Genomic DNA, 26,097 nt, shown 5'->3' with positions numbered 1-26,097 from the left:
CCGCGCACTCAGCGCGCCTGCAGCACCAGCAGCGCCAGGTCGTCCTCCGGCGGCTTCGCGCCGAACGCGTACACCGCTCGCTTGATCCGTTCCGCGATCCCCGACGCCGTCAGCCCGGCGCACTGGGCGAGTGTCGTCGCCAGGCCGTCCTCGTCGTCGAACATGCGCGAGCCGGAGCGCCGCTCGGTCACCCCGTCCGTGACGCACAGCAGGCTGTCGCCGGGCATCAGCCGGAAGCTCTCGCTCTCGTACGCGGCCCCCTCGACCACGCCGATCAGCACCTGCGGCACCGCCGCCGCCCGCACCGTGCCCTCGGGGTTGAGGAGCAGCGGCAGCGGGTGGCCCGCGCTGGCCAGGGTGCAGCGGGCGCCGCCGCCCTGGTCCTCGGGGACCGGCACCAGCTCCCCGTACAGGAGGGAGAGGAATCGGGCCTGGGGCCCCTCGGGCATCTCGCGGCCGCCCGCCGTCGCCACCATCCGGGCGGCCGCCTCCGCCGCCTCGACGCCGTCGTCGACGAGCAGCTTGTTGAGGCGGTCGAGCACGTCGTGCACCGCGTACCCCTCGCGCGCGAGCAGGCGCAGCCAGGGACGGACGAGGCCGGTGACGACCGCCGCTTCCGGGCCGCTGCCCTGGACGTCGCCGAGCGCGAAGCACCAGCGGCCGTCGGCGCCCGGGAACAGGTCGTAGAAGTCACCCCCGGCCACCCCTTCCCCGCTCGGCTGGTACACCAGCGCGCTGTCGACCCCCGGGATCTCCGCCACGCCTGCGGGCAGCAGTCCGCGCTGGAGCACCCGGCTGATGGTGACCTGCCGGGTGTACTGGCGCGCGGCGCCGATCGCGAGCGCCACCCGGCGTACGAAGTCCTCGACCAGACCGGTGACTTCGTCCGGGATGCGCATCAGACCGCCCCGGCCGAGCATGAGCACGCCGACCGACCGGCCGCCCGCCACCATCCGGTAGGCCAGCGCCGCCCCGTCGTCCTCGTCCGGGCACGGCCAGGGCATCGGCACCGGTCCGCCGCGCGCCGACTCGGGCAGCCGGGGCGGCTCCTTCTCCAGGGCCGCCCGCAGCTCCTCGATGCCGGACTCGCGGGCGTGCCAGACCCGGGCGAGCCGGGGCGAGCCCAGCGGGCCGCCCGCCTCCGGGTCGAGCCAGATCGCGCACCAGTCGGCGAGCCGGGGCACCAGGAGCTGTCCGGCGAGCGCCGCGATCATGTCCTCGTCGAACTGGCCCGCCAGCAGGTCGGAGGCCTCGGCGAGGAAGGACAGCGCGCCCCGGTTGACCCAGTCCCGGTCGTGCTCGGACGAGGTGCGCCGGGGCGCGTTGGTGAGTATCTCGGCGGCCCGCAGCCCGCGTTGGAGCCGCGCGTCGGACCCGGGGTCGTAGTGCCCGTCCCCGTCGCTCCCGTCGCCCTCGCCGTCCCCCACGAGTTCGAGGCGGGCCCATACGGTCTTCAGGCCCGTGCGGTACGTGATGCCCCAGGCCTCCGAGAGCGCCGCCACCAGGTGCAGTCCCCGGCCGTACTCGGGCGCGCCCGGCTCGCGCGGGGCACGCGGTTCGTTGCGTACGGCTCTGGAGGGATGGTGGTCGGAGACCTCCAGGACCACCGCGCCCGGGTCGCCGCCGGTCGGCGCTTCCAGGCGGCAGACCAGCTCGACCGTGGTTCCGGCGTGCACCACCGCGTTGGTGACGAGCTCGTTGACCAGTATGGCGGCGTCGTCCGCGAGCCGGTCGCCGAGCCGGGTCGCGCCGGGCAGCCCCTGGTCCGTCCAGTCGGCGAGCGCGGCCCGCACGAAGCGGCGGGCGGCGGACGGGGCGAGCGGGTTGCCGGGCAGGCTGGTGCGGGCGCAGGACCTGGCGCCGTACTCCGTCGCGTCGGGCGGAGCGGGCGAGTTCAGTAGGCGGTTCACGCTCTCCCGCTGCGTTGGAATGGACCCCACGGTGCGGCTCCTGACCGGTTCTCACAATGCGCCGCTCATGACACCGACAGAGTGACAGACTGAGCGTGCCCATAAGCGCCGAGTCACCGAAGTGGGCCGAGATGAACCATGACAGTGCCGTGCCTCCTGATGAGGGCGACTGGATCCGCGCACTGGAGCTGCGCCCGCTGCTGGCCGCGATGACCGCCCTGCGCGACGGCGACTTCCGCGTGCGGCTCCAGGAGACCCACGAGGGAATACCCGCGGAGCTCAACGCGATCTTCAATCAAATCGCCGTCCGCAACCAGCACTTCACGGACGAGCTGGCCCGCGTACGCCGTGAGGTCGTCCGGCACGGGCGCCTGGACGAGCGTCTGGCGGCCAGCCCCGGGCAGGGCACCTGGACGGCCGGGGTGGCGAGCGCCAACTCGCTGATCGACGCCCTGGTCGTCCCGGCGGCGAACGCGACGCGCGTCCTGGACGCGGTGGCGGGCGGTGATCTGACCCAGCGGGTCGATCTGCACGACGGCAACCGGCAGTTGCGCGGCGATCTGCGCAGACTCGGCCGGGCCGTCAACAAGATGGTCGACCAGCTCTCGCTGTTCACCGGCGAGGTGACCCGGGTCGCCCGCGAGGTCGGCACCGAGGGGCGGCTCGGCGGGCGCGCCAAGGTGCAGGGCCTGAGCGGCAGTTGGCGTGACGTCACCGAGGCCGTCAACACCATGGCCGCGCGGCTCACCGCCCAGGTCCGCGACATCGCGGCGGTGACCACGGCGGTGGCGCGCGGCGACCTCACCCGTACGGTGACGGTCGAGGCGACCGGGGAGCTCCTTGAGCTGAAGCTCACGGTCAACACGATGGTCGACCAGCTCTCCGCCTTCGCCGACGAAGTCACCCGCGTCGCCCGCGAAGTCGGCACCGAAGGACGGCTCGGCGGCCGCGCCCAGGTCAGAGGCGTATCCGGAGTCTGGAAGGACCTCACCGACAACGTCAACTTCATGGCGTCCAACCTGACCTCGCAGGTCCGCAACATCGCCCAGGTGACGACGGCCGTCGCCAACGGCGACCTCTCGCAGAAGATCACGGTGGACGCGCAGGGCGAGATCCTGGAGCTGAAGTCGACGATCAACACGATGGTCGACCAGCTCTCCGCCTTCGCCGACGAAGTCACCCGCGTCGCCCGCGAAGTCGGCACCGAAGGAAACCTCGGCGGCCGCGCGCAGGTCAGAGGCGTCTCCGGGGTCTGGAAGGACCTCACCGAGAACGTCAACTTCATGGCGGACAACCTGACCTCGCAGGTACGCAACATCGCGCTCGTCTCGACCGCCGTCGCCCAGGGCGACCTCGGCAAGAAGATCACGGTCGAGGCGAAGGGCGAGATCCTGGGCCTGAAGTCGACGATCAACACGATGGTCGACCAGCTCTCCGCCTTCGCCGACGAAGTCACCCGCGTCGCCCGCGAAGTCGGCACCGAGGGAAACCTCGGCGGTCAGGCGCAGGTCAGGGGCGTCTCCGGGGTCTGGAAGGACCTCACCGACAACGTCAACTTCATGGCGTCCAACCTCACTTCACAGGTACGCAACATCGCCCAGGTGACGACCGCCGTCGCCAACGGCGACCTCTCCAAGAAGATCACGGTCGACGCGCGCGGCGAGATCCTGGAGCTCAAGGACACCGTCAACACGATGGTGGAGCAGCTGCGCGCCTTCGCCGACGAGGTGACCAGGGTCGCCCGCGAGGTCGGCACCGACGGCCGCCTCGGCGGGCGCGCGCAGGTCCTCGGCGTCTCCGGCGTCTGGAAGGCCCTCACCGACAACGTCAACTACATGGCGGACAACCTGACTTCCCAGGTCCGCAACATCGCCCAGGTGGCGACCGCGGTGGCCCAGGGCGATCTGTCGAAGAAGATCGACGTGGACGCGCGCGGCGAGATCCTGGAGCTCAAGACCACCATCAACACCATGGTCGACACGCTCTCCTCGTTCTCCTCCGAGGTCACCCGCGTCGCCCGCGAGGTCGGCTCCGAGGGCCAGCTGGGCGGCCAGGCCCGCGTCGAGGGCGTGTACGGGACATGGAAGCGCCTGACGACCAACGTCAACGAGCTCGCCCTGAACCTCACCACCCAGGTCCGCGCGATCGCCGAGGTGGCCTCGGCCGTGGCGCAGGGCGACATGTCCCGCTCGATCACCGTGGAGACGCGCGGCGAGGTCTCCGAGCTGAAGGACAACATCAACCTGATGGTGTCCAACCTGCGCGAGACGACCCGCGCCAAGGACTGGCTGGAGTCGAACCTCGCCCGCCTCGCGGGTCTGATGCAGGGCCACCGCGACCTGATGGAGGTCGCCGACCTGATCCTGCGCGAGCTCACCCCGCTGGTGAACGCCCAGTACGGCGCGTTCTTCCTGGCCGACCCCGGCAACGAGGACACCCCGTCCCGTACGACGTCGACGACCAAGGGACTGGCGTTCATCGCGGGATACGGCTCCGCGCAGGGCGCGACCGTCGACACCACCGGCATGCCGGGCCACGGCCTCGTCCGCCAGGCGGCGCTGGAGAAGAAGCGCATCCTCCTGGAGGAGGCCCCGCCCGACTACATCAAGATCAACTCAGGTCTCGGGGAAGCCTCCCCGGCCAGCGTCGTCATCATCCCGATCCTCTTCGAGGACAAGCTCCTCGGGGTGATCGAGCTCGCCTCCTTCTCCCGCTTCTCCGATGTCCACCTCGCCTTCTTCGACCAGTTCGTGAACACCATCGGCGTCGCCATCAACACCATCATCGCCAACTCCCGTACGGAGTCGCTGCTCAGCGAGTCCCAGCGGCTCGCCGTGCAGCTCCAGGAGCGCTCCAACGAACTCCAGCGCCAGCAGGCCGAATTGCAGCGCTCGAACGCCGCCCTGGAGGAGAAGGCCGCGCTGCTCGCCAGCAGCTCCCAGTACAAGTCGGAGTTCCTGGCGAACATGTCGCACGAGCTGCGCACCCCGCTCAACTCGCTGCTGATCCTCGCCCGGCTGCTCTCCGACAACCCGGACGACCACCTCTCCGACCAGGAGGTCCAGTTCGCCACCACCATCCACCGCTCGGGCTCCGACCTGCTCCAGCTGATCAACGACATCCTGGACCTGTCGAAGATCGAGGCGGGCCGGATGGACGTACGCCCCAAGAAGCTCCCGCTGATCAAGCTCCTCGACTACGTCCACGCCACCTTCCGCCCCATCACCCTCGACCGGGGCCTCGCCTTCGAGGTGGCGGTCGGCGAGGACGTGCCGCGTGACATGTACTCGGACGAGCAGCGGCTCCAGCAGATCCTGCGCAACCTGCTCTCCAACGCGATCAAGTTCACCTCATCGGGCCGCGTCGAACTGCGCGTGAGCCGGGTGAAGGATCCGGAGAACCGCCTCCTCGGCGGCTCCGACGACCTGATCGCCTTCGCGGTCGCCGACACGGGCATCGGCATCGCACCGGAGAAGCTTCCCGTGATCTTCGAGGCGTTCCAGCAGGCCGACGGCACCACCAACCGCAAGTACGGCGGCACGGGCCTGGGCCTGTCCATCAGCCGCGAGATCGCGGGCCTGCTCGGCGGCAGGATCATCGCCGAGAGCGAGCCGGGCGACGGCTCCACCTTCACCCTGTACGTCCCGGTGCTCTACCCCGGCCATCTGCCCGGCGAGCCCGACCAGCCCTCCGAGCTCAACCTCCAGCCGTCCGACCAGCTCGCCGACCAGCACCTGACGCTGCCGGACGAGGACGACGACTGGCCCACCAGCACCAAGCTGGAGGAGTGGAAGCGCGGCCGGGGCGGTCAAGTGCTCCCGGGACGGCGGGTGTTGATCGTCGACGACGACATCCGCAACGTCTTCGCACTCACCCATGTGCTCGGCCGGGTCGGCATGCCCGTCCTGTACGCGGAGAACGGCCGCGAGGGCATCGAGACCCTGGAGCGCAACCCGGACGTCGAGCTGGTCCTGATGGACATCATGATGCCGGAGATGGACGGCTACGAGACGATCGAGGCCATCCGCCGCAGCCCGCTCTGGGCCGAGCTGCCGATCGTGGCGCTGACCGCGAAGGCGATGCCCGGCGACCGCGAGAAGTCGATCGCCCAGGGCGCCAACGAGTACGTGCCCAAGCCCGTCGACGTAGACCGGCTCCTCACCGTCGTCTGCGCCCTGCTGGACCCTGAGGGCGAGACCGGGGAGCCGCGCGTTCCCTCTGTCCCGGAGCAGTCGGGCGGCACTGGGGAGACCGCCGCTGCTCCAGAGACCACGTAAGGCGACACCATGAGCACCCAGGCACCACCCGGCGACCGGGCGAGCATCCTCCTCGTCGACGACATGGAGGACAACCTGATCGCCCTGGAGGCCGTCCTCGGCTCCCTCAACGAGCCGCTGGTACGGGCGCGTTCGGGCGAGGAGGCGATGAAGGCGCTGCTGCGGCAGAAGTTCGCGGTGATCCTGCTCGATGTGCGCATGCCGGGCATGGACGGCTTCGAGACGGCGACCAACATCAAGCGCCTCGACCAGACGAAGGACGTCCCGATCATCTTCCTGACCGGGGCGGAGGGCGACAGCGGCTATGCGTTTAGGGGGTACGCCACCGGCGCGGCGGACTTCCTGGCCAAGCCGTTCGACCCGTGGGTGCTGCGGGCCAAGGTGAACGTTTTCCTCGATCTGCACCGCAAGAACCGCCAGCTGGAGCGGCTGCTCGACCAGGAGCAGAAGCAACTGGGCGAGATCATGCGGCAGTTGGCCGCGATCGAGGAGGAGCTGGCGAGAGGCGACGGCCCGCCGGAGATGGGCGAACTGCGCCACCGCCTCGCCGCGATGGAGGAGCTGATACGGGATATGAGACGACGGCGGGGCCGTTAGGCCCCGCCGCCTCCTGTCGACTCAGGCCTCGCGCGAGCCCGCGTACATCTCCTCGATCAGCGCCTTGTACTGGCGCTCGACGACCGGTCGCTTCAGCTTCAGGCTGGGCGTCAACTCGCCGTGCTCGACGTCGAGATCGCGCGGCAGCAGCCGGAACTGCTTGATGGTCTGCCAGCGCTGAAGCCCCTCGTTGAGCCGCTTCACATACCCGTCGACGAGCTCCACCGTCTCCGGGCGGGCCACCACCTCGGCGTACGAGCCGGTGATGCCCTTCTCCTTGGCCCAGCCGAGGATCGCGGGCTCGTCCAGGGCGATCAGCGCGGTGCAGAAGTTGCGGTCGGCGCCGTGCACCAGGATGTTGGAGACGAACGGGCAGACGGCCTTGAACTGGCCCTCGACCTCGGCCGGCGCCACGTACTTGCCGCCGGACGTCTTGATCAGGTCCTTCTTGCGGTCGGTGATCCGCAGATAGCCGTCCGGGGAGAGCTCGCCGATGTCACCGGTGTGGAACCAGCCGTCGGACTCCAGGACTTCGGCGGTCTTCTCGGGCAGCTTGTGGTAGCCCTGCATGATGCCGGGGCTGCGCAGCAGGATCTCGCCGTCGTCGGCGATGCGCACCTCGGTGCCGGGGAGCGGCTTGCCGACGGTGCCGGTGCGGTAGGACTCGCCCGGGTTCACGAAGGAGGCGGCACTGGTCTCGGTGAGCCCGTAGCCCTCCAGGATGTGGATGCCGGCGCCGGAGAAGAAGAAGCCGATCTCGGGCGCGAGGGCCGCCGAGCCCGACACACAGGCGCGCAGCCGCCCGCCGAACGCCTCGCGGATCTTCGCGTACACCAGCGCGTCCGCGACCTTGTGCTTGGCGGCGAGGGCGAACGGCGCCGAAGGGCGGCCGGTGCGGCGGAAGTTGTCCTGGGTGACCTTGGCGTGCTCGCGGGCGACCTCGGCCGCCCACTTGAAGATCTTGTACTTGGCGCCGCCGGCCTCCCGGGCCTTGGCGGCGACCCCGTTGTAGACCTTCTCGAAGATCCGGGGCACCGCGGCCATGTAGGTCGGCTGGACCACCGGCAGATTCGCGATGATCTTGTCGACCCGGCCGTCGACGGCGGTGACGTGCCCGACCTCGATCTGCCCGGAGGTGAGCACCTTGCCGAAGACGTGCGCGAGCGGCAGCCAGAGGTACTGCACGTCCTCGCCGCTGATCAGGCCGGTCGCCGCGATGGCCTTCGCCATGTACGACCAGTTGTCCTGCGGCAGGCGCACACCCTTGGGGCGGCCGGTCGTCCCGGAGGTGTAGATCAGCGTGGCCAGCTGGTCGGCGGTGATGGCCGCGATCCGCTCCTTGACCGCGTCCGGGTGCTTCTCCAGATACGCGGCGCCGCGCTCCTCCAGCTCGGCGAGCGTGATCACCCAGCCCTGCGGGTCGTCCTCGGCGGCCTCGACGCCCGTCGGGTCGATCACCACGACATGGCGCAGATCCGGCAGCTCGGCCCGGCGCTCACGCGCCTTCGCCAGCTGCGCCGCGTCCTCGGCGATCAGCACCACGCTCTCGGAGTCGGCGAGCACGTACGCCGACTCCTCGGCGTTGGTCTGCGGGTAGATGGTGGTGGTCGCGCCGCCCGCGCACATCACCCCGAGGTCGGCCAGGATCCACTCGACCCGGGTGGAACAGGCCAGCGCCACACGCTGCTCGGAGACGACACCGAGATCGGCGAGACCGGCGGCGATCGCGTAGACCCGTCCGGCCGCCTGGCCCCAGGTCAGCGACTTCCACTCGTCGGGGCCCGTGCCGTCCGCGGACGGGACCGGATGCCGGTAGGCCTCCAGGTCCGGGGTGGCCTCCACGCGCTGGACGAAGAGGGCCGCCACGGACGGTGGCCGATTCTCGATCAAGGTCTGTGTGTCGCTCACGACGTCCTCCGGGCCGGCCTGCGGCAGGGCTGGGGCTGCTGTTGTTTAACTGGCGAGTAACCATCGGGCCGTGATCAGAGTAGAGCGCTCCCGGCCGCCATGTAAGAGGCAGCGGAAGGTGGTTTCATAACGAACGGACCCCCACTCCGAGGAGCGGGGGTCCGTATTTCGGTGAGGGGTGACTGGCCGGTAACAACCGCTGACACCCTGTCGCCGATTCGCCTGGTTACTTCTTCTTGCCGCCGGACTCGTCACTGGACAGCACCGCGATGAAGGCCTCCTGCGGGACCTCCACGGAACCGACCATCTTCATCCGCTTCTTGCCTTCCTTCTGCTTTTCGAGCAGCTTCCGCTTACGGGAGATGTCACCGCCGTAGCACTTGGCGAGGACGTCCTTGCGGATGGCGCGGATGGTCTCGCGGGCGATGACCCGGGAGCCGATCGCGGCCTGGATCGGCACCTCGAAGGCCTGCCTGGGGATGAGCTCGCGCAGCTTGGCGACGAGCCGCACACCGTAGGCGTAGGCGGCGTCCTTGTGGGTGACGGCGGAGAAGGCGTCGACCTTGTCGCCGTGCAGCAGGATGTCGACCTTGACCAGGCTCGCGGACTGCTCGCCGGTGGGCTCGTAGTCGAGCGAGGCGTAGCCGCGGGTCTTGGACTTCAGCTGGTCGAAGAAGTCGAAGACGATCTCGGCGAGCGGCAGCGTGTAGCGGATCTCGACGCGGTCCTCGGAGAGGTAGTCCATGCCGATGAGCGTGCCGCGACGGGTCTGGCAGAGCTCCATGATCGCGCCGATGAACTCGCTGGGCGCGAGGATCGTGGCGCGCACGACCGGCTCGTACACGTCCGAGATCTTCCCCTCGGGGAATTCGCTCGGGTTGGTGACGGTGACCTCGTTGCCGTCCTCCAGGACGACGCGGTAGACCACGTTCGGCGCGGTGGCGATCAGGTCGAGCCCGAACTCGCGCTCAAGCCGCTCGCGGATCACGTCGAGGTGCAGCAGACCCAGGAAGCCGACGCGGAAGCCGAAGCCGAGCGCCGCCGAGGTCTCCGGCTCGTAGACGAGCGCGGCGTCGTTGAGCTGAAGCTTGTCCAGCGCCTCGCGCAGGTCCGGGTACTCGGATCCGTCCAGCGGATACAGACCCGAGAAGACCATCGGCTTCGGGTCCTTGTAACCGCCGAGCGCCTCGGTCGCGCCCTTGTTCAGGGAGGTGATGGTGTCACCGACCTTGGACTGACGGACGTCCTTCACACCGGTGATGAGGTAGCCCACCTCACCGACGCCGAGGCCGTCGGACGGCGTCATCTCGGGCGAGGAGACACCGATCTCCAGCAGCTCGTGCGTGGCGCCGGTGGACATCATCCGGATCCGCTCGCGCTTGTTGAGCTGCCCGTCGACCACACGGACATACGTCACGACACCGCGGTACGAGTCGTACACCGAGTCGAAGATCATCGCGCGGGCCGGGGCGTCGGCGACACCGACGGGCGCGGGCACGTCCCGCACGACCCGGTCGAGCAGAGCGTCCACGCCGACACCGGTTTTCGCGGAGACCTTGAGCACGTCCTCCGGCTGGCAGCCGATGAGGTTCGCGAGCTCCTCGGAGAACTTCTCCGGCTGGGCGGCGGGAAGGTCGATCTTGTTCAGTACGGGAACGATCGTGAGGTCGTTCTCCATGGCGAGGTAGAGGTTCGCCAGCGTCTGCGCCTCGATGCCCTGGGCGGCGTCGACGAGCAGGACGGTCCCCTCACAGGCGGCGAGCGACCGCGACACCTCGTACGTGAAGTCCACGTGCCCCGGGGTGTCGATCATGTTCAGGATGTGCGTGCTGCCCTGAGCAGGCCCCTCGGTAGGAGCCCAGGGCAGGCGCACGGCCTGGGACTTGATCGTGATGCCGCGCTCGCGCTCGATGTCCATCCGGTCGAGGTACTGAGCACGCATCTGCCGCTGCTCGACCACACCGGTCAGCTGGAGCATCCGGTCGGCAAGGGTCGACTTGCCGTGGTCGATGTGCGCGATGATGCAGAAATTGCGGATCAGAGCCGGGTCGGTACGGCTCGGCTCGGGCACGTTGGTAGGAGTCGCGGGCACGCAGGGTCCTGATTCTTGAGACGCGGGGCGTCTCGTCTCGGGCGATGTCGGATCGATACGTAGCCCCTATCGTCCCACGGGAACGGGACTGCGCCCGGTTTGGGCCGCCAGGAGGACGGCTGGTAACCTGGGCAGCTGTGCCTCGTCTGCCCTCTCAGCGGCGAGTGTCACACCCATCTGATACATCGAACCTGCAAAGGCTCTTTCGTGGCGAACATCAAGTCCCAGATCAAGCGGAACAAGACCAACGAGAAGGCGCGCCTGCGTAACAAGGCCGTCAAGTCCGAGGTCAAGACCGCGGTCCGCAAGGCCCGTGAGGCCGTCCTGGCCGGCGACGTCGAGGCGGCCACCACGGCTGTCCGCGCCGCCTCCAAGAAGCTGGACAAGGCCGTCAGCAAGGGTGTCATCCACAAGAACGCCGCCGCCAACAAGAAGTCGGCGCTGGCCACCAAGGTTGCCGCCCTCCAGGCCTGACCCGGCCTTCTGGTCCTCCCGGACCACTTGATTGTCCACCGGCAGGGACCCAGCGGGCCCTCTCATCCGCTCCCTCCCGGTACCCAGCACCACCGCCGCACGCGGCCTGCGTTCGCCACGCGGGTGCGGCGCTTTGCTTGATCGTTTAACGGAAACCCCGTTTCTGCCCCTCTTGGGGGGTGGGGGCGGGGTTTTTGCATGTCGTGTGTGGCTGGTCCCTAGGTATTTAGGGGCGCGGGGAACTGCGCGAGCGGCCAAGCACGGTCCGCAGACAGACGGGGTGAGGGGCGCAGCCCGTTCACCCACCCCGGCCGGGGCCAGGGGCGGAGCCCGGAGCGGGGTATAGGGGCCGCAGGCCCCGCGAAGGGGGTCCGGGGGCGGGAGCCCCCGGGAGACCGCCTCCACCCCCATCCACCCCCGGAGGGTTTAGGGAAGGGGCGGGGTGGGGCGAAACTCAGCGCCGAGACCGCGCGGCCCGCGCCACCACCACAATCGCCTTCTCCAAGGCGTACTCAGGATCGTCCCCCCCGCCCTTCACCCCCGCGTCGGCCTCGGCCACAGCACGAAGAGCCACGGCAACACCATCCGGCGTCCACCCCCGCATCTGCTGCCGCACCCGATCGATCTTCCACGGCGGCATCCCCAGCTCCCGGGCGAGATCGGCCGGCCGCCCGCCCCGAGCCGACGACAGCTTCCCGATCGCCCGCACCCCCTGAGCCAGCGCACTGGTGATCATCACCGGCGCGACCCCGGTCGACAGCGACCACCGCAACGCCTCCAGCGCCTCCGCGGCCCGCCCCTCCACCGCCCGGTCCGCGACCGTGAAGCTCGACGCCTCGGCCCGCCCGGTGTAGTAGCGCCCGACGACCGCCTCGTCGATCGTCCCCGCCACGTCCGCGCACAGCTGCGACACCGCCGACGCCAGCTCCCGCAGATCGCTGCCGATCGAGTCGACCAGCGCCTGGCACGCCTCGGGCGTCGCCGAACGCCCCAGCGCCCGGAACTCCGACCGCACGAACGTCAGCCGCTCCGCCGGCTTCGTCGTCTTGGGACACGCGACCTCGCGCGCCCCCGCCTTGCGCGCCGCGTCCAGCAGCCCCTTGCCCTTGGCGCCGCCCGCGTGCAGCAGTACGAGCGTGATCTCCTCGGCAGGCGCCTCGAAGTACGCCTTCACATCCTTGATCGTGTCCGCCGACAGATCCTGCGCGTTGCGTACGACCACGACCTTGCGCTCGGCGAACAGCGAAGGACTGGTCAACTCGGCCAGCGTGCCGGGCTGCAGCTGATCGGACGTGAGGTCGCGCACATCGGTGTCGGCGTCGGCGGCCCGGGCGGCCGCCACCACCTGCTGCACGGCGCGGTCGAGCAGCAGGTCCTCCTGGCCCACGGCGAGCGTGAGCTGGGCGAGCGGATCGTCGGTGGAATTCTTCCTGGTGGCCATCGCCGTCCAGCATCCCACGCCCCACTGACAGCGCCGGGCCGCCACCTTGACAGCACCCCGCCCGCCCGCGTCCCGCACCCGCCCGCATACCGGAGAATGTCCAGGTGAGCGATGTGACCCGACACGTACTTGTCCTGCCCGACCGCGACGCCGCCGACGAGGTCGCCGAGGAACTCCCCGCCCGCTTCGGCCTCACCCACGAGCCCCAGCTCGTACGCGACGCCCTGGCCGGCGAGGACGACGCCGAGGACGCCCAGTGGCTGCTCGTCATCGAGGACCCGGACGCCCGCCTGGACCCGGCGGCCCTGAACGAACTGGCCGAGGAGTACGAGGGCTGGCTCGAAGCACCGTAGGACGATCCGGGCCGGGGCAAGGCCGGGGCCGGAGTCGGGGCTGTCGCGGGCGTGGGGCTCAGGCGGCCGTGGGGCCCGCAGGTTCCACCAGGCGCTTGGGCACGACCTGTATGTCCAGGTCGATGGAGATCGACGACCCGATCGCCGCGATCCCCCGCGCCAGCATGGTCTGCCACGTGAGCGTGAAGTCCTCCCGATGCAGCTCGGTGGCGGCCCGGCAGGCCACCCGCGTCTCGCCCTCAAGCCCCGTACCGAGCCCGAGGTACTGCGTGTCCAGCGTGACCGTACGGCTCACCCCGTGCAGGGTCAGCCCGCCGATGATGGCCCAGCGACTGCCGCCCCGGTGCACGAAGCGGTCGCTGTAGAACTCCAGCGTCGGGCAGCGCCCCACGTCCAGGAAGTCCCCGGACCGCAGATGGTCGTCCCGCATCTGCACCCCCGTGTCGATGGACGCCGCGTCGATCACGACATGCATCGCCGAGTCCTCCATACGGTCACCGATCCGTACGGCCCCCGCGAACGTGTTGAACCGGCCGTGGATCCGGGCGAGCCCGATATGCCGCGCGGTGAACCCGATCTGGGAGTGCGACGGGTCGAGCTCCCACTCCCCCGCCTCCGGCAGCGCCGGCGGCGGCGCGAGATGCAGCTTCACATCACCGAGCCCGGCGAGCGCGCTCTCGGCCACCACGGCGTTGCTGTGGAACGGCGTGTACCCCTCGGCCGTCACCGCCAGCCGGTACTCCCCCGCCGGCACCGTCGCCATGACACTGCCGTACGGATCGGTCTCCCCCGCCACCACCTTGCGGCCCGAACTGTCGCTGACCACGAACTCCGCCTGCCGGACCGGCTCGTTGACCGGATCCAGGACCCGGCAGCTGAGCACCCCGGCGTTCGGCGGAACGACGACCGCCGCGAGCGGGCCACCTCTTCCCGAACGAGGCCCCGTACGAGGTCCCGTACGAGGTCCCGTACGGGAAGAGTCGGTCGAAAGCCTGCCGGACCAGCGGCTGAACACGGTGCACGCACCCCCGCGCGAGAAGAATCCTCCGGACCACGCGCGCCCAGGACATCGTCGTCACGGCAGGACCGCGGCCCTTGACGAAGACGCATTCGATCACTCTTGACCCGTTCGAGGCAAACGAGGCCCATGTGATGTGTTGGGCAACACTGTCCCGAGAGGCCCGAATTGCTACCCCCGGTTACCCGCGCGAGCCCACTCCCCTCCCCTCATGGGCCGCGCCCCGTCGGCACCGCCCGTAGCCCGCTCCCCGTACCCGCCACGGCGATCGCGCCGTCCGTGTCCGTACGCAGCACCCTCGCCCCGGCCGCGCCGAGCAGGGCGACGGTGTCGGGCGCGGGATGGCCGTACGGGTTGCCCCGGCCCGCCGAGATGAGCGCCAGCCGTGGCCGCACCGCCCGCAACAGCGCCGGATCCTGGTGCGCCGAACCGTGGTGCGCCACCTTGAGCACGTCCACCGGCGGCAACTCCGGATGGTCCCTCAACAGGGCTTGCTGAGCAGGCGGTTCAAGATCCCCCGGCAGGAACAGGGTCAGCCCTCCGGCCCGTACGAGCAGAGTGACGCTGGCATTGTTCGGCCCGTCCAGCACGGGATCGAGTCGGGTGGCACCTATGTGGTTGGGCATGTTCGAGGAGTTCGGCGCACCGGGCGTCGGCGGTGGCAGCGGGGCCGCCGGTGGCCACAGCACCTGCCAGGACAGTCCGCCCACGGCACGCCGCTCCCCCGCCTCCGCCGACGCCACCGGCACACCCGCCCGCGCGGCGACCCTCCGTACGAACCGGGCTTGTTCCGGCGGTTCTTCGAACGTCGTCGTCTCGATCACCCCGACCGAGCGGCCGCGCAACACCCCGGGCAGCCCCGCCACATGGTCGGCATGGAAGTGCGTGAGCAGGAGAAGGGGAATCCGGGTGACACCGAGAGCCCGCAGACACCGGTCGGCCGGGACGGGGTCGGGCCCCGTGTCGACCACCACCGCCGTGCCGTCCCCCGCCGCCAGCACCGTGGCGTCGCCCTGCCCGACATCGCACATCGCATAGGCCCAGCCCGGCGGCGGCCACCCGGTGACGATCCTGGTCAGCGGCGCGGGCCGCACCACCGCGAGCAGCACCAAGAGCGCACACAGCGCGGCCGCCCATGGATGGCGCGGCAGCCGACGCGCCAGGAACACTCCGCCGACGGTGACCCCGGCGAGCAGCAGCCCTCCGCCCCAGCCGCCCGGCCACCCCGTCTGCGCCCCCGGCAACGCCGCCCCGGTCCGCGCGATCGTCGCGATCCACTCCGTCGGCCACCCCGCACACCAGGCCAGCAGCTCGGCGACCGGCATCGCGACCGGTGCCGCGGCCAGGGCAGCGAACCCCAGCACGGTCGCCGGGGCCACCGCCAGCTCCGCGAGCAGATTGCACGGCACGGCCACCAGGCTCACCCGCGCCGCGAACACCACCACCACGGGCGCGCACACCAACTGCGCCGCGCCCGCCGCCGCCAGCACCTCCGCGAGCCCGCGCGGCACCCCGCGCCGCCGTAGCGCCTCGCCCCAGCCCGGGGCGATGGTGAGCAGCGCCCCGGTGGCCAGGACGGAGAGCAGAAAGCCATAACTCCGCGCCAGCTCCGGGGAGTACAGCACCAGGAGCAGTACGGCGGCGGCCAGTGCCGGGATCAGCGATCTGCGCCGACCCGTGGCGATCGCGAGCAAGGTGACCAGTCCGCAGGCCGCCGCGCGCAGCACGCTCGGATCGGGCCGGCACACCACCACGAACGCGAGGGTGATCACCCCACCGAGCAGCGCGGTCGCGCGCAGCGGGATGCCGAGGCGCGGGGCGAGACCACCCCGCTCGGCCAGCGACGCACGACCGGGCGAGCCGATGAGCAGCGCCAGGACGATCACCAGGTTGCTGCCCGACACCGCCATCAGATGCGTGAGGTCGGTCGCCTCGAACGCATCCCGCAGCTCGGGCGTGATCTGCGTGGTGTCGCCGACGACCAGCCCCGGCAACAGCGCCCGGGCATCCGGACTCAGCCCTTCGGCCGCCCTCCGCAACCCGGCCCGTAACCCACCAGCCGTACGCTGCAATCCAGTTGGCCCCCCGACCACCTCCGGCACCGTCCGCTCGGGCACCCTCACCACGGCCGCCGCCCAGTCATTGCCCGACGCGGGCGGAGCCAGCCGGGCGGACAGACGCAGCCGCGTCGAGGGGAGCAACCCCTGCCACGGCTTCGGCGCGATCACCAGCACGGGCGTCCGCACCCTGCTGTCCCCGCCGTGCGCCCCGACGACCCGGGTGACCTCCCCCTGAAGCACGACGGACCCGGCACCCCATGCCCGCCCCCGCACCGGCCTCGGATCGGAGGTCGTCGTCAACTCGACGGTGACGTGGGCGTATTGCCGCGCCAACTCGGCAATCGGACCCTGCCGCGCCTGCGCCACATGAAGCGCCCCCGAGGCAACACCGGCCGCCGAGCACAGCAACACGGCCGCGACGGCTACGCGGTTCGCCCACCATGGCCCGGCTCTGGCGGTTGAGGGGGCGGAAGCGGCGGTGGACTCGACGGGGCGAGCCCCTGCGGCCGCCGCACCACGTCGCCCGCGCGAAGTCCCGCGCCACCAGCCGCGGATCGTCGGCGCCAGCAACAGCCCCGCCCCCACCAGACACACCACCAGCCCCCAAGCCACCCACTTCGCAGGGGCGCTCATGGCCACGGCGGTGGCCACCCATGCCCCGACTGCGGGCGGGACGAGGCGCAGGTCGGCCGGGCCTTCCTGATGGGGGTTCGCGGCGCCGAGCCGGTGGCCCGAGTCGGCGTGGACCGCCGGGCGGTTCACAGCCGCACCAGCGACTGGAGGTCCGCGAACCGGCGGTCGCCGATCCCGTTCACGTGGCGCAGCTCGCCCACGGACCGGAAACCGCCGTGCTGGAGGCGGTAGTCGACGATGCGCTGGGCGAGCACCGGGCCGACACCGGGCAGAGCGTCCAACTGATCCACCGAAGCGGAGTTCAGGCTGACCGGTCCGGCCGCCGCGCCCGCCCCGGCGCCGCCACCGCCTCCGCCTCCGCCTCCGGAGACCGATCCCGGCGCCGCTCCGGTCCCACCAACTGGCATCCCAGGCAGCACACCGGGCATCCCCACGACCACCTGCTCGCCGTCCATGAGCACGCGCGCCCGGTTGAGCCCGGTGGTGTCCACCCCGTCCCGCACCCCGCCCGCCGCGTCCAGCGCGTCGGCGACCCGCGATCCGGTCGGCAGCCGGTGGATCCCCGGGCGCCGCACCTTTCCGCTGACGTCGACGACGATGCCCCCTGTGGGCGAGGGCGCGGGCGCCCCGCTCGGCCCGGCCCCCACCACCGGGCTCGGCGACCGCCCCGGACCCGACGACCGCACCGGCGATGAAGGCGGCGCGGGCCCGACCACCCGCTGCGGCGCCCGCACGGGCCCGGGCCTGCCCGTCCAGAACTGCTGCACGGCCAACCCCACGGCCACGATCAGCACCACACTCAGCGCGGCGAGACTCTTCGGCGAGAGCCCGCACCGCACCTGCACCCACACGGGCAGCCGCTCCCGTAACGCCGTCCACATCCGCTCCCGTACTCCTGGGAAAGGAGCGGCAGTTGAGTCGTTGGCAGACAGCGCCGGACCGGGCAGTGGATCGGAGGCGGGCAGTGGCACGGGCGGCAGAATCCCGGGCCGAGCGACGGTCTGCGCCGACGGCTCACTCGGCTTCGGCCCAGTCGGCGACGGCCCACTGGACGGCGGCCCACTGGACGGCGACGCCGGGAACAGCGTCTTCGCCCGCCGCTGTGCGGCCACTCTGGCGGAGGCCTGGGCCTGGGCGACGCGTCCGCGACGACCGTGACCATGGCGGGCACGGCCGTCCGAACCCGGAGCCCGGCCCGGCCCGCTCGTTGCGATACGTGGTGATCGGATAGCCATGCCACGAAACGGTAGGCACGTTCGGCCGACCCCGCTGAGCAGGCCCGATTCCCGTGGAAAACTTGCCAGTTGTGGATAACTCGCTCACCCGGGAGAGTGACCGACCCCCTCACGGATCAGCGCGAAACGAAGACCACCACGGCTACCGCCACACTCAGCGCGGCGACACCACCGCACCCAGCAGCCCCGGCCCCGTATGCGCCCCGATCACCGCGCCGACCTCGCTCACATGCAGATCCTCAAGCCCCGGCACCCGCTCCCGCAGCCGTTCCGCGAGCGCCGCGGCACGGTCCGGCGCGGCGAGGTGGTGCACGGCGATGTCGACCCGGCTCGACCCGGCCCGGTCGACGACGATCTCCTCAAGCCGGGCGATGGCCTTCGAGGCCGTACGCACCTTCTCCAGCATCTCGATCCGGCCGCCCTCCAGCTGGAGCAGCGGCTTGACCGCGAGCGCCGAGCCGAACAGCGCCTGGGCCGCGCCGATACGGCCGCCCCGGCGCAGATAGTCGAGCGTGTCCACGTAGAAGAAGGCGGAGGTGCCGCCCGCACGCTTCTCGGCCGCCGCCACCGCGTCGTCGAGCGTGCCGCCCGCCTCGGCGATCTCCGCGGCCGCCAGCGCGCAGAAGCCGAGGGCCATTGCGACCATCCCGGTGTCCACGACCCGTACCGGCACGGGGGCGCTCTTCGCGGCCAGCACGGCGGCGTCGTACGTACCCGAGAACTCGGACGAGAGGTGCAGGGAGACGATCCCGGCGGCGCCCGCGTCGGCGGCGGCCCGATAGGCCGCGGCGAACACTTCGGGACTCGGCCGCGACGTGGTGACCGAGCGGCGTTTCTGCAGTGCCAGGGCGAGGGAGCGGGCGGAGATCTCGGTGCCCTCTTCCAGCGCCTGATCGCCGAGGACTACGGTCAGCGGCACCGCGGTGATGCCGTGCCGCTCCATCGTCTGCGGCGGCAGGTAGGCCGTTGAATCGGTGACGATCGCGACATGGCGGGACATGAGCGGGAGGTTACCCGCCGGGGCCGCCGCGCGGCAGCCCGGCCCCGGTCCAATGATCGGTTCGGGTGGACGGATGATCGGTCAGAGCGGCCGCCGCGACGTACACACGCGCCTTCCAGCACGTGCCCGCCGCCCGGCCTACGCCGCCCGCTCGCCGCTCAGTTCGTCGTCTCGGGCCGGGCCGTCTTCTGCCACGAGTAGACGGGCGTGGGCCTGGCTGCGTCGATCGCCTGCGGGGCGTCGGCGACCGTGGCGGCCGGCGAGCCGTTGGCGCCGGAAGCATCGGCCGGGCGCGCGGCCGCGCCGGGCGCCGTCGACGTGGTCGGCCCCTTCGTCGCCCAGTCCCGCAGCGCCCCCGACTCGACCTCGATCTCCGCGCTGAGCGAAGCCAGGTCGTCGTCGGCGAACTGCCGGGCCCGGTCCCGCGCCGCCCAGCGCAGCGAGTCCGCCGCGTGCGTGATCTGCTCCGTTCGCTCGCGCAGCTCCGGCATGCGCTCGGCTGTGCGCTGCTTGTCGGGCTCGCGCTCAAGGCGCTTGAGCTCGTCGTCCAGTTCGTGCCCGTGGCCGCTCAGCCGCTCGAACAGGCGCAGCGACTCCTTGAGGGACTCGTCCTGCTCCACGCGCGCGTGGAGCGCGTCCTGGGTGGCCCGCATCGAGGTGCGCAGCGTGAGCCGCAGCTGGGCGAGTTCGCCCGCCACGCCGACCTGGCCCATGCTCTTGGCCCGCAGTGTCGTGTCCTCGACCGCCTTGCGGGCCTGGGTGACCGTGCGCTCCACTCCCCGCTTGGCGGCGCCGACCGCTTTCACGGTCAGGTACACGCCCAGCACGACGAAGGCGACGAACACCAGCGCCAGGATCGCGATCGCGGCTTCCATGAACGTCCCCTCGGTGTCGGCTGCCTTCCCTCCACCGTAAACGGAACGGGCAGGTTGGGGGTTCCCCGGGAACCCCCAACCTGCCCGTAGGGGAAACCCCCCACTACCGCCGTGTACGTCAGGCGGGAACGATGTTCACCAGCTTCGGCGCCCGCACGATGACCTTGCGGATCCCGGCGCCCGCCAGGGCCCCGACGACGGCCTCGTCGGCCAGCGCCAGCTTCTCCAGCTCCTCGTCGGAGATGGTCGGCGGGATCTCCAGGCGCGCCTTGACCTTGCCCTTGATCTGCACGACGCAGGTCACGGTCTCGTCCACGACGTACGCGGGGTCGGCAACGGGGAAGTCCTGGTGGACGACCGAGTCCTGGTGGCCCAGCTTGCGCCACAGCTCCTCGGCGATGTGCGGGGCCAGCGGCGCCACCAGCAGCACCAGGCGCTCGGCGACCGAGCGCGGCAGCGGGCCGCCCGCCTTGGTCAGGTGGTTGTTCAGCTCGGTGATCTTGGCGATGGCGGTGTTGAAGCGCATCTCCGCCAGGTCGCCGCCGGCGCCGTCGATCGCCTTGTGCAGGGCGCGCAGGGTCGCCTCGTCCGGCTCGGCGTCGGTGACCGTGGCCTCGCCGGTCGTCTCGTCGACGATGTTGCGCCACAGCCGCTGCAGCAGCCGGTACTGGCCGACCACCGCGCGCGTGTCCCACGGCCGCGACACGTCCAGCGGGCCCATCGCCATCTCGTACAGGCGCAGGGTGTCCGCGCCGTACTCGGCGCAGATCTCGTCCGGAGTGACCGCGTTCTTCAGGGACTTGCCCATCTTGCCCAGCTCGCGCTTGACCGGCTCGCCCTCGAAGAAGAACTTGCCGTCGCGCTCCTCGACCTCGGCGGCCGGCACCGGGAAGCCGCGGCTGTCCCGGTAGACGTACGCCTGGATCATGCCCTGGTTGTACAGCTTGTGGAACGGCTCGGCCGACGAGACATGGCCCAGGTCGAACAGCACCTTCGACCAGAAGCGGGCGTACAGCAGGTGCAGCACGGCGTGCTCGGCGCCGCCGACGTACAGGTCGACGCCGCCGTGCGGCTGGCCCTCGCGCGGGCCCATCCAGTACTGCTCGATGGCCGGGTCGACCAGCTTCTCGCTGTTGTGCGGGTCCAGGTAGCGCAGCTCGTACCAGCAGGAACCGGCCCAGTTGGGCATGGTGTTGGTCTCGCGGCGGTACTTCTTGGGGCCCGCGCCGTCGCCCAGGTCCAGGGTGACGTTGACCCAGTCCTCGTTGCGGGACAGCGGGGTCTCCGGCGAGGTGTCCGCGTCGTCCGGGTCGAAGGTGCGCGGCGAGTAGTCCTCGACCTCCGGCAGCTCCAGCGGCAGCATCGAGGCGGGCAGCGAGTGGGCGACGCCGTCCTCGTCGTAGACGATCGGGAAGGGCTCGCCCCAGTAGCGCTGGCGGCTGAACAGCCAGTCGCGCAGGCGGAAGTTGACGGTGCCCTCGCCGATGCCGCGCTGCGACAGCCACTCGGTGATCTTCACCTTGGCGTCGGTGACGCCCAGGCCGTCCAGCGAGATGTCCTCGCCCGACGAGTTGACGATCTTCGCGTCGTACGAGGCGAAGGCGTCGTCCCAGGTCGAGGCGTCGGTGCCGCGGTCGTCCGACGGCTCGACGACGCAGCGCATCGGCAGCTCGAAGGCGCGCGCGAAGGCGAAGTCGCGGACGTCGTGCGCCGGGACGGCCATGATCGCGCCGGTGCCGTAGCCCATCAGTACGTAGTCGGCGATGAAGACGGGGACCTTGTCGCCGCTCACCGGGTTGACCGCGTACGCGCCGGTGAAGACGCCGGTCTTCTCCTTGGCGTCGGCCTGGCGCTCGACCTCCGACTTGGACGCGGCGAACGCGCGGTACTTGGCGACGGCCTCGGCCGGGGTGGCGTGGCCGCCCGTCCAGACCTCGTGCGTGCCCTCGGGCCAGGCGGCCGGGACGATCGTGTCGACCAGCTCGTGCTCGGGCGCCAGCACCATGTAGGTGGCGCCGAACAGGGTGTCCTGGCGGGTGGTGAAGACGGTGATCGCGTCGTCGCCCACGACGAAGTCCACGCGCGCGCCCTCGGAGCGGCCGATCCAGTTGCGCTGCTGCAGCTTGATCGCCTCGGGCCAGTCCAGCGCCTCCAGGTCGTCCAGCAGCCGGTCGGCGTAGGCGGTGATGCGCATGTTCCACTGGCGCAGCTTCGCCTTGAAGACGGGGAAGTTGCCGCGCTCGGAACGGCCGTCGCCGGTGACCTCCTCGTTGGCCAGCACGGTGCCCAGGCCCGGGCACCAGTTGACCGGCGCGTCCGAGGCGTACGCCAGGCGGTAGCCGCCCAGGACGTCGGAGCGCTCGGCGGCGCTCAGCTCGCTCCACGCGCGCGTACCGGGAGCCTGACGCTCACCGCTCTCGAACTGCGCGACCAGCTGGGCGATCGGACGGGCCTTCTTCGCCTCGTCGTCGTACCAGGAGTTGAAGATCTGCAGGAAGATCCACTGGGTCCACTTGTAGTAGTCCGGGTCGATCGTCGCGAAGGAGCGGCGCTTGTCGTGGCCCAGGCCCAGCCGGCGCAGCTGCGCCTTCATGTTCTCCATGTTGGCCTCGGTGGACACGCGCGGGTGCGTGCCGGTCTGCACCGCGTACTGCTCGGCGGGCAGGCCGAAGGCGTCGAAGCCCAGCGTGTGCAGCACGTTGTGGCCGGTCATGCGCTGGTGGCGGGCGAAGACGTCGGTGGCGATGTAGCCCAGCGGGTGGCCCACGTGCAGACCCGCGCCGGAGGGGTACGGGAACATGTCCATGATGAACTTCTTGGGCCGCGCGACGACCGCGGGGTCACCGGCCAGGTCACCGCTGGGGTTCGGCGCCGCGTAGGTGCCGTCGGCGTCCCAGACGTCCTGCCAGCGTGCCTCGATGTCAGCGGCCATGGCGGCCGTGTAGCGGTGCGGCGCGGCCGACTCGGCGGCAGCGGTGTTCGTCTCGCTCATGATCCTTAAAGCTCCATCGATCGTCTCTGCCAGCGGCTGCGACATTCACCAAACGAAAAAGCCCCTCGCACAGGAGGGGACGCCGCGCCGATTCCGACCGGCTCTCTTCTTCGGTCGGGACTGATCAGCGCGGCTCGCTAAGCAGAAGGCGTACGGCACGCATGGCGTCAGGGTACCGCAGGCCCCGCACGGACCGCACAGAGTAGCCACGGGGCGCCTCAACGACCCCAGCCGGATGAGGTTACTCCGCGTACCGACCTCTTCTGGGGCAACCAATCAAACGCCGTACCCCTCGGTATGGGGCGACCTAGCATGCGGCCACGGGACCACTTTGCTGAACCTTTCGGAGTCGCCCCATGAATCCTCACAGTCCCCGCTCGCTGAAACTGAACATCCCGTCCCTGAAGGGACGGTTGAAAGGAGGGATGTCCGGCGCCCTTCTGATCGCCTCGGTGGTGCTCATACCGGTACTGGGCGCAGCCTCGGGCGGCGCGTTCCGGGCCGCCCTGGACTTCACCACCGGCGTCCTGTCCCTGGTCACGCTGTCGTCCTCGGTCGCCTGGGGCCTGCTCGCCACCGACCGGCTGTTCCTGTCGATCCGGCAGCGCCTGGTCTCCCAGGCCATCCACCGCGCGACCGCCGTGTCCTCGATCGGCTTCCTCCTGCTGCACATCACCGTCAAGATCGCGGAGGGCCACGCCTCCCTGCTCGGCGCCCTGATCCCCTTCGGGCTCGGCGTCACCGGTTCCAACGGATTGATCGGCCTCGGCTCGCTCGCCGCCGTCCTGATGGTCGTCACGGCCGCCACGGGCGCGCTGCGCAGCGCCTTCGCCAACCCCGACCGGGTCGCCGGCCACTGGCGCGCGGTGCACATGCTGGCCTACCCGGCCTGGTGCTTCGCGCTGATGCACGGCCTGTACGCGGGCCGTCCGGCGGCCGGCTGGGTCGTCACGCTGTACAGCCTCTCGCTGGCCGGTGTGGTCGGCGCCCTGGTCGTCCGCTCGCTGCCGCGCCCCGTCCAGCGCCGCATCGCCCGCCGGCTCGCCCCGCTCCTCGCGCGCGTGGAGCGTGCCCAGGCCGTCGCCCCGGACGCCTCGACCCCGCAGCCGCACCCGGCGGACCCGTCCTCGCCCCGCTATGAAGCACCCGCGCCGCACCCGTATCCGGCGGACGCCTTCGCGGACGACCCCTTCGCGACCGCGTCCTTCTCGGCCGACCCCCTCACGGCCGATCCGTACGAGAGCGCGCAGCTGTACGAGGCCGGGCAGCCGCGTGCCGTGCCCGGGCAGCCGAAGCCGGCCACCGGCATCTCGGCAGCCTACCGCGCGGTCTCGCTGGCCCCCGCCCCGCCGCAGTACGCCCCGAGCTGGCCGACGCCCACCCCGCGTCCGCCGGAGAACATGCCGGTCCACGAGAACGGCTTCAACGACCTCGGCGGCTACGACGAGACGGCGCCGCTGCCCACCGTCCCCTACGGGGACAGTGCCCCCCTGTTCGGGGCCCCCTCCGGGCCACCGCCCGAGTACGTAGCGCCCCAGCCCGAACCGTCCCCGCAGCCCAGCCCGTTCCACCAGCCCGTCGCCGGTGAGCCCTGGCACAGCCCCGCAGGAGATCGCCCGTGAACGTGCCCCTGCCCGACGTCCCCGAGGTGCGCGTCGTCGGACTGCCGCAGCTCACCGCCGGGTTCGACCTGGTCGAACGCCTCGGCCTCGACATGCACCTGAAGGTGCACGGCCCGCTGGAGCCGGTGCCCGGCGAGCGCCTGGCCCAGCTGGCCGAGGAGATCTCCCTCAACGGCCGCGGCGGCGCCGGGTTCCCGTTCGCCCGCAAGCTGCGCGCGGTCGCCAAGTCCGCGATCCGGCGCGGAGTGCGCCCGGTGGTCGTGGTCAACGCGAGCGAGGGCGAGCCCGCCTGCCGCAAGGACACCGTGCTGGTGAACCGCGCCCCGCACCTGGTCCTCGACGGCGCTCTGCTGGCCGCCGAGGCGCTGGGCGCGCGCACGCTGGTCGTCGCCGTGACCCGCGACTCCACGGAGGCGTCCATCCGCGCGGCCTTCGCCGAGCGGGGCCTCGCCGACAGACGCGGCACCGCGCTTCGCGCGCGCGTGGTGCGCACTCCGGAGCGGATGGTCTCGGGCGAGGCCTCGTCCGTGATCCGGGCGGCGGGCGGCGGCCCCGCGCTGCCGCCGGGGCGCAAGGTGCGCGCCTCGGACACCGGCATCGGCGGCGCGCCGACGCTGCTGTCGAACGCGGAGACGTACGCGCAGCTCGCCGTGGCCGCCCGCGTCGGCCCGCGCCGCTACAGCCACCACGGGCTGCCCACCGAACCCGGCACGGTCCTGCTCACGCTCTCCGGGGCGGTCGCCCGCCCGATGGTGGTGGAGGTCCCGACCGGCGTGCCGCTGCGGTACGTACTGCAGCTGGCCGGTGCGCCGCCGGTGCCCCAGGGGGTGCTGACCGGCGGCTACCACGGGAGCTGGCTGGACGCGGCGGCCGCTCACGACGCGGTGGTCTCACGGGACTCGCTGGCGGCGCTCGGCGGGGCGCTGGGCGCGGGCGCGATCCTGCCGATCGGGCCGGAGACGTGCCCGCTGGGCGAGTCGCTGCGGATCGCCAACTGGCTGGCCGCCGAGACGTCCGGCCAGTGCGGCCCCTGCCGGCTCGGTCTGCCGGCCGCCGCGGGCGGTCTGGCGGATGTGCTCAACGGCGGCGGCCCGGCCGCCCTGGAGGCGCTGCGCGAGGTCACCGGGGCGGTCAAGGGGCGCGGCGCGTGCAAGCACCCGGACGGCTCGGCCCGCTTCCTGACGTCGACCGTCAACGCGTTCACCGACGACCTGGCGGCGCATGTCCTGGCGGGCGGCTGCGGCCGCCCGACGCTGGGCCTGCTGCCGCTGCCGGGCGACGGCTACGCGGAGGAGGGCATCCCCAGCGGCGAGAAGGTGCTGGTCGACTGGACGCTCTGCGAGGGCCACGGGCTGTGCGCGGACCTCATCCCGGAGCTGATCCGGCTGGGCGCCGACGGCTATCCGGCGGTGGCCGACGCCACTGTCCCGATGCATCTGCGCGGGCGCGCGCAACGGGCCGTGCGCCGGTGCCCCGCGCTGGCACTCCGTATCGAGCAGGCGCCCGCCGCCATGCCCGCCCTGCCCGCCCCCGGCCGCAAGGCCCTGGGCAGCGGCCGTAGTTGACGCAACACAAGAAGGCGGCCACCCGGATCGGGTGGCCGCCTTCTT

General features: G+C 71.3%; 16 protein-coding genes. 6 read left to right on the top strand and 10 right to left on the bottom strand.

Features of this window, described 5'->3' with window-relative positions; translation table 11 throughout:
- Nucleotides 1-8 precede the first annotated feature (8 nt).
- A complete protein-coding gene (locus ACT1U9_RS21185; RefSeq protein ID WP_444534250.1) occupies nt 9-1,940 on the bottom strand; it encodes a SpoIIE family protein phosphatase in 1,932 nt (643 codons plus the stop codon).
- Between the two features lie 179 nt (nt 1,941-2,119).
- On the opposite strand from ACT1U9_RS21185, the gene ACT1U9_RS21180 reads away from it, so the two are divergent.
- Both ACT1U9_RS21180 and ACT1U9_RS21175 read left to right on the top strand, forming a co-directional pair.
- Nucleotides 2,120-6,187, top strand: a complete 4,068-nt coding sequence (locus ACT1U9_RS21180; protein WP_444539206.1) for a HAMP domain-containing protein — start codon at nt 2,120-2,122, stop codon at nt 6,185-6,187.
- A gap of 9 nt (nt 6,188-6,196) precedes the next feature.
- Complete coding sequence (locus tag ACT1U9_RS21175) at nt 6,197-6,784, top strand: response regulator (protein WP_444534249.1); 588 nt, start codon at nt 6,197-6,199, stop codon at nt 6,782-6,784.
- Between the two features lie 21 nt (nt 6,785-6,805).
- On the opposite strand, the gene ACT1U9_RS21170 is transcribed toward ACT1U9_RS21175, so the two are convergent.
- Nucleotides 6,806-8,692, bottom strand: a complete 1,887-nt coding sequence (locus tag ACT1U9_RS21170) for an AMP-dependent synthetase/ligase (RefSeq protein WP_444534248.1) — start codon at nt 8,690-8,692, stop codon at nt 6,806-6,808.
- Between the two features lie 226 nt (nt 8,693-8,918).
- Nucleotides 8,919-10,784, bottom strand: coding sequence for a translation elongation factor 4 (lepA, locus tag ACT1U9_RS21165; protein ID WP_444534247.1), 1,866 nt, complete (start codon nt 10,782-10,784; stop codon nt 8,919-8,921).
- A gap of 207 nt (nt 10,785-10,991) precedes the next feature.
- Between lepA and rpsT the strand changes: the two genes are divergently transcribed.
- Nucleotides 10,992-11,258 (top strand): 30S ribosomal protein S20, encoded by a 267-nt coding sequence (gene rpsT / locus ACT1U9_RS21160; RefSeq protein WP_188278044.1) that lies wholly within the window; start codon nt 10,992-10,994, stop codon nt 11,256-11,258.
- 454 nt (nt 11,259-11,712) lie between these two features.
- Here the strand turns inward: rpsT and holA are convergent, their stop codons facing one another.
- Entirely contained in the window at nt 11,713-12,699 is a 987-nt protein-coding gene (holA, locus tag ACT1U9_RS21155; RefSeq protein ID WP_444534246.1) for a DNA polymerase III subunit delta, read from the bottom strand.
- Between the two features lie 104 nt (nt 12,700-12,803).
- On the opposite strand from holA, the gene ACT1U9_RS21150 reads away from it, so the two are divergent.
- The gene (locus ACT1U9_RS21150; RefSeq protein ID WP_444534245.1) at nt 12,804-13,052 is read left to right on the top strand and encodes a hypothetical protein; all 249 of its coding nucleotides are present in this window, start codon (nt 12,804-12,806) and stop codon (nt 13,050-13,052) included.
- A 58-nt stretch (nt 13,053-13,110) separates the two neighbouring features.
- Here ACT1U9_RS21150 and ACT1U9_RS21145 read toward each other — a convergent pair whose 3' ends face one another.
- The 6 genes from ACT1U9_RS21145 to leuS all read right to left on the bottom strand — a co-directional run bounded on the left by ACT1U9_RS21145 (nt 13,111) and on the right by leuS (nt 22,865).
- Nucleotides 13,111-14,067, bottom strand: a complete 957-nt coding sequence (locus ACT1U9_RS21145; protein ID WP_444534244.1) for a YceI family protein — start codon at nt 14,065-14,067, stop codon at nt 13,111-13,113.
- A 212-nt stretch (nt 14,068-14,279) separates the two neighbouring features.
- Nucleotides 14,280-16,892: a ComEC/Rec2 family competence protein gene (locus ACT1U9_RS21140; RefSeq protein WP_444534243.1), complete on the bottom strand. Its 2,613-nt coding sequence runs from the start codon at nt 16,890-16,892 to the stop codon at nt 14,280-14,282.
- Nucleotides 16,889-17,644, bottom strand: coding sequence for a helix-hairpin-helix domain-containing protein (locus ACT1U9_RS21135; protein ID WP_444534242.1), 756 nt, complete (start codon nt 17,642-17,644; stop codon nt 16,889-16,891). Before ACT1U9_RS21135 ends, ACT1U9_RS21140 begins: the two co-directional genes overlap by 4 nt.
- Nucleotides 17,645-18,152: 508 nt before the next feature.
- Nucleotides 18,153-18,998 carry a DegV family protein gene (locus ACT1U9_RS21130; protein WP_444534241.1) on the bottom strand — a complete coding sequence of 282 codons (846 nt, stop codon included), beginning with the start codon at nt 18,996-18,998 and terminating at the stop codon, nt 18,153-18,155.
- Between the two features lie 158 nt (nt 18,999-19,156).
- Nucleotides 19,157-19,873 (bottom strand): hypothetical protein, encoded by a 717-nt coding sequence (locus ACT1U9_RS21125; protein WP_444534240.1) that lies wholly within the window; start codon nt 19,871-19,873, stop codon nt 19,157-19,159.
- A 118-nt stretch (nt 19,874-19,991) separates the two neighbouring features.
- On the bottom strand, nt 19,992-22,865 hold the full coding sequence (gene leuS, locus ACT1U9_RS21120; protein ID WP_444534239.1) for a leucine--tRNA ligase: 2,874 nt from the start codon (nt 22,863-22,865) through the stop codon (nt 19,992-19,994).
- A gap of 425 nt (nt 22,866-23,290) precedes the next feature.
- Between leuS and ACT1U9_RS21115 the strand changes: the two genes are divergently transcribed.
- Together ACT1U9_RS21115 and ACT1U9_RS21110 are read left to right on the top strand one after the other, a co-directional pair.
- Nucleotides 23,291-24,487, top strand: a complete 1,197-nt coding sequence (locus ACT1U9_RS21115) for a hypothetical protein (RefSeq protein WP_444534238.1) — start codon at nt 23,291-23,293, stop codon at nt 24,485-24,487.
- Complete coding sequence (locus ACT1U9_RS21110) at nt 24,484-26,052, top strand: ferredoxin (RefSeq protein WP_444534237.1); 1,569 nt, start codon at nt 24,484-24,486, stop codon at nt 26,050-26,052. Before ACT1U9_RS21115 ends, ACT1U9_RS21110 begins: the two co-directional genes overlap by 4 nt.
- Nucleotides 26,053-26,097: the final 45 nt, after the last annotated feature.

Origin of the sequence: Streptomyces sp. BR1, from assembly GCF_052373795.1 — a bacterium.
GTDB lineage: Bacteria > Actinomycetota > Actinomycetes > Streptomycetales > Streptomycetaceae > Streptomyces.
Note: the sequence above shows the minus strand (reverse complement) of the source record. Positions and strands in the feature narration are given on the sequence as shown.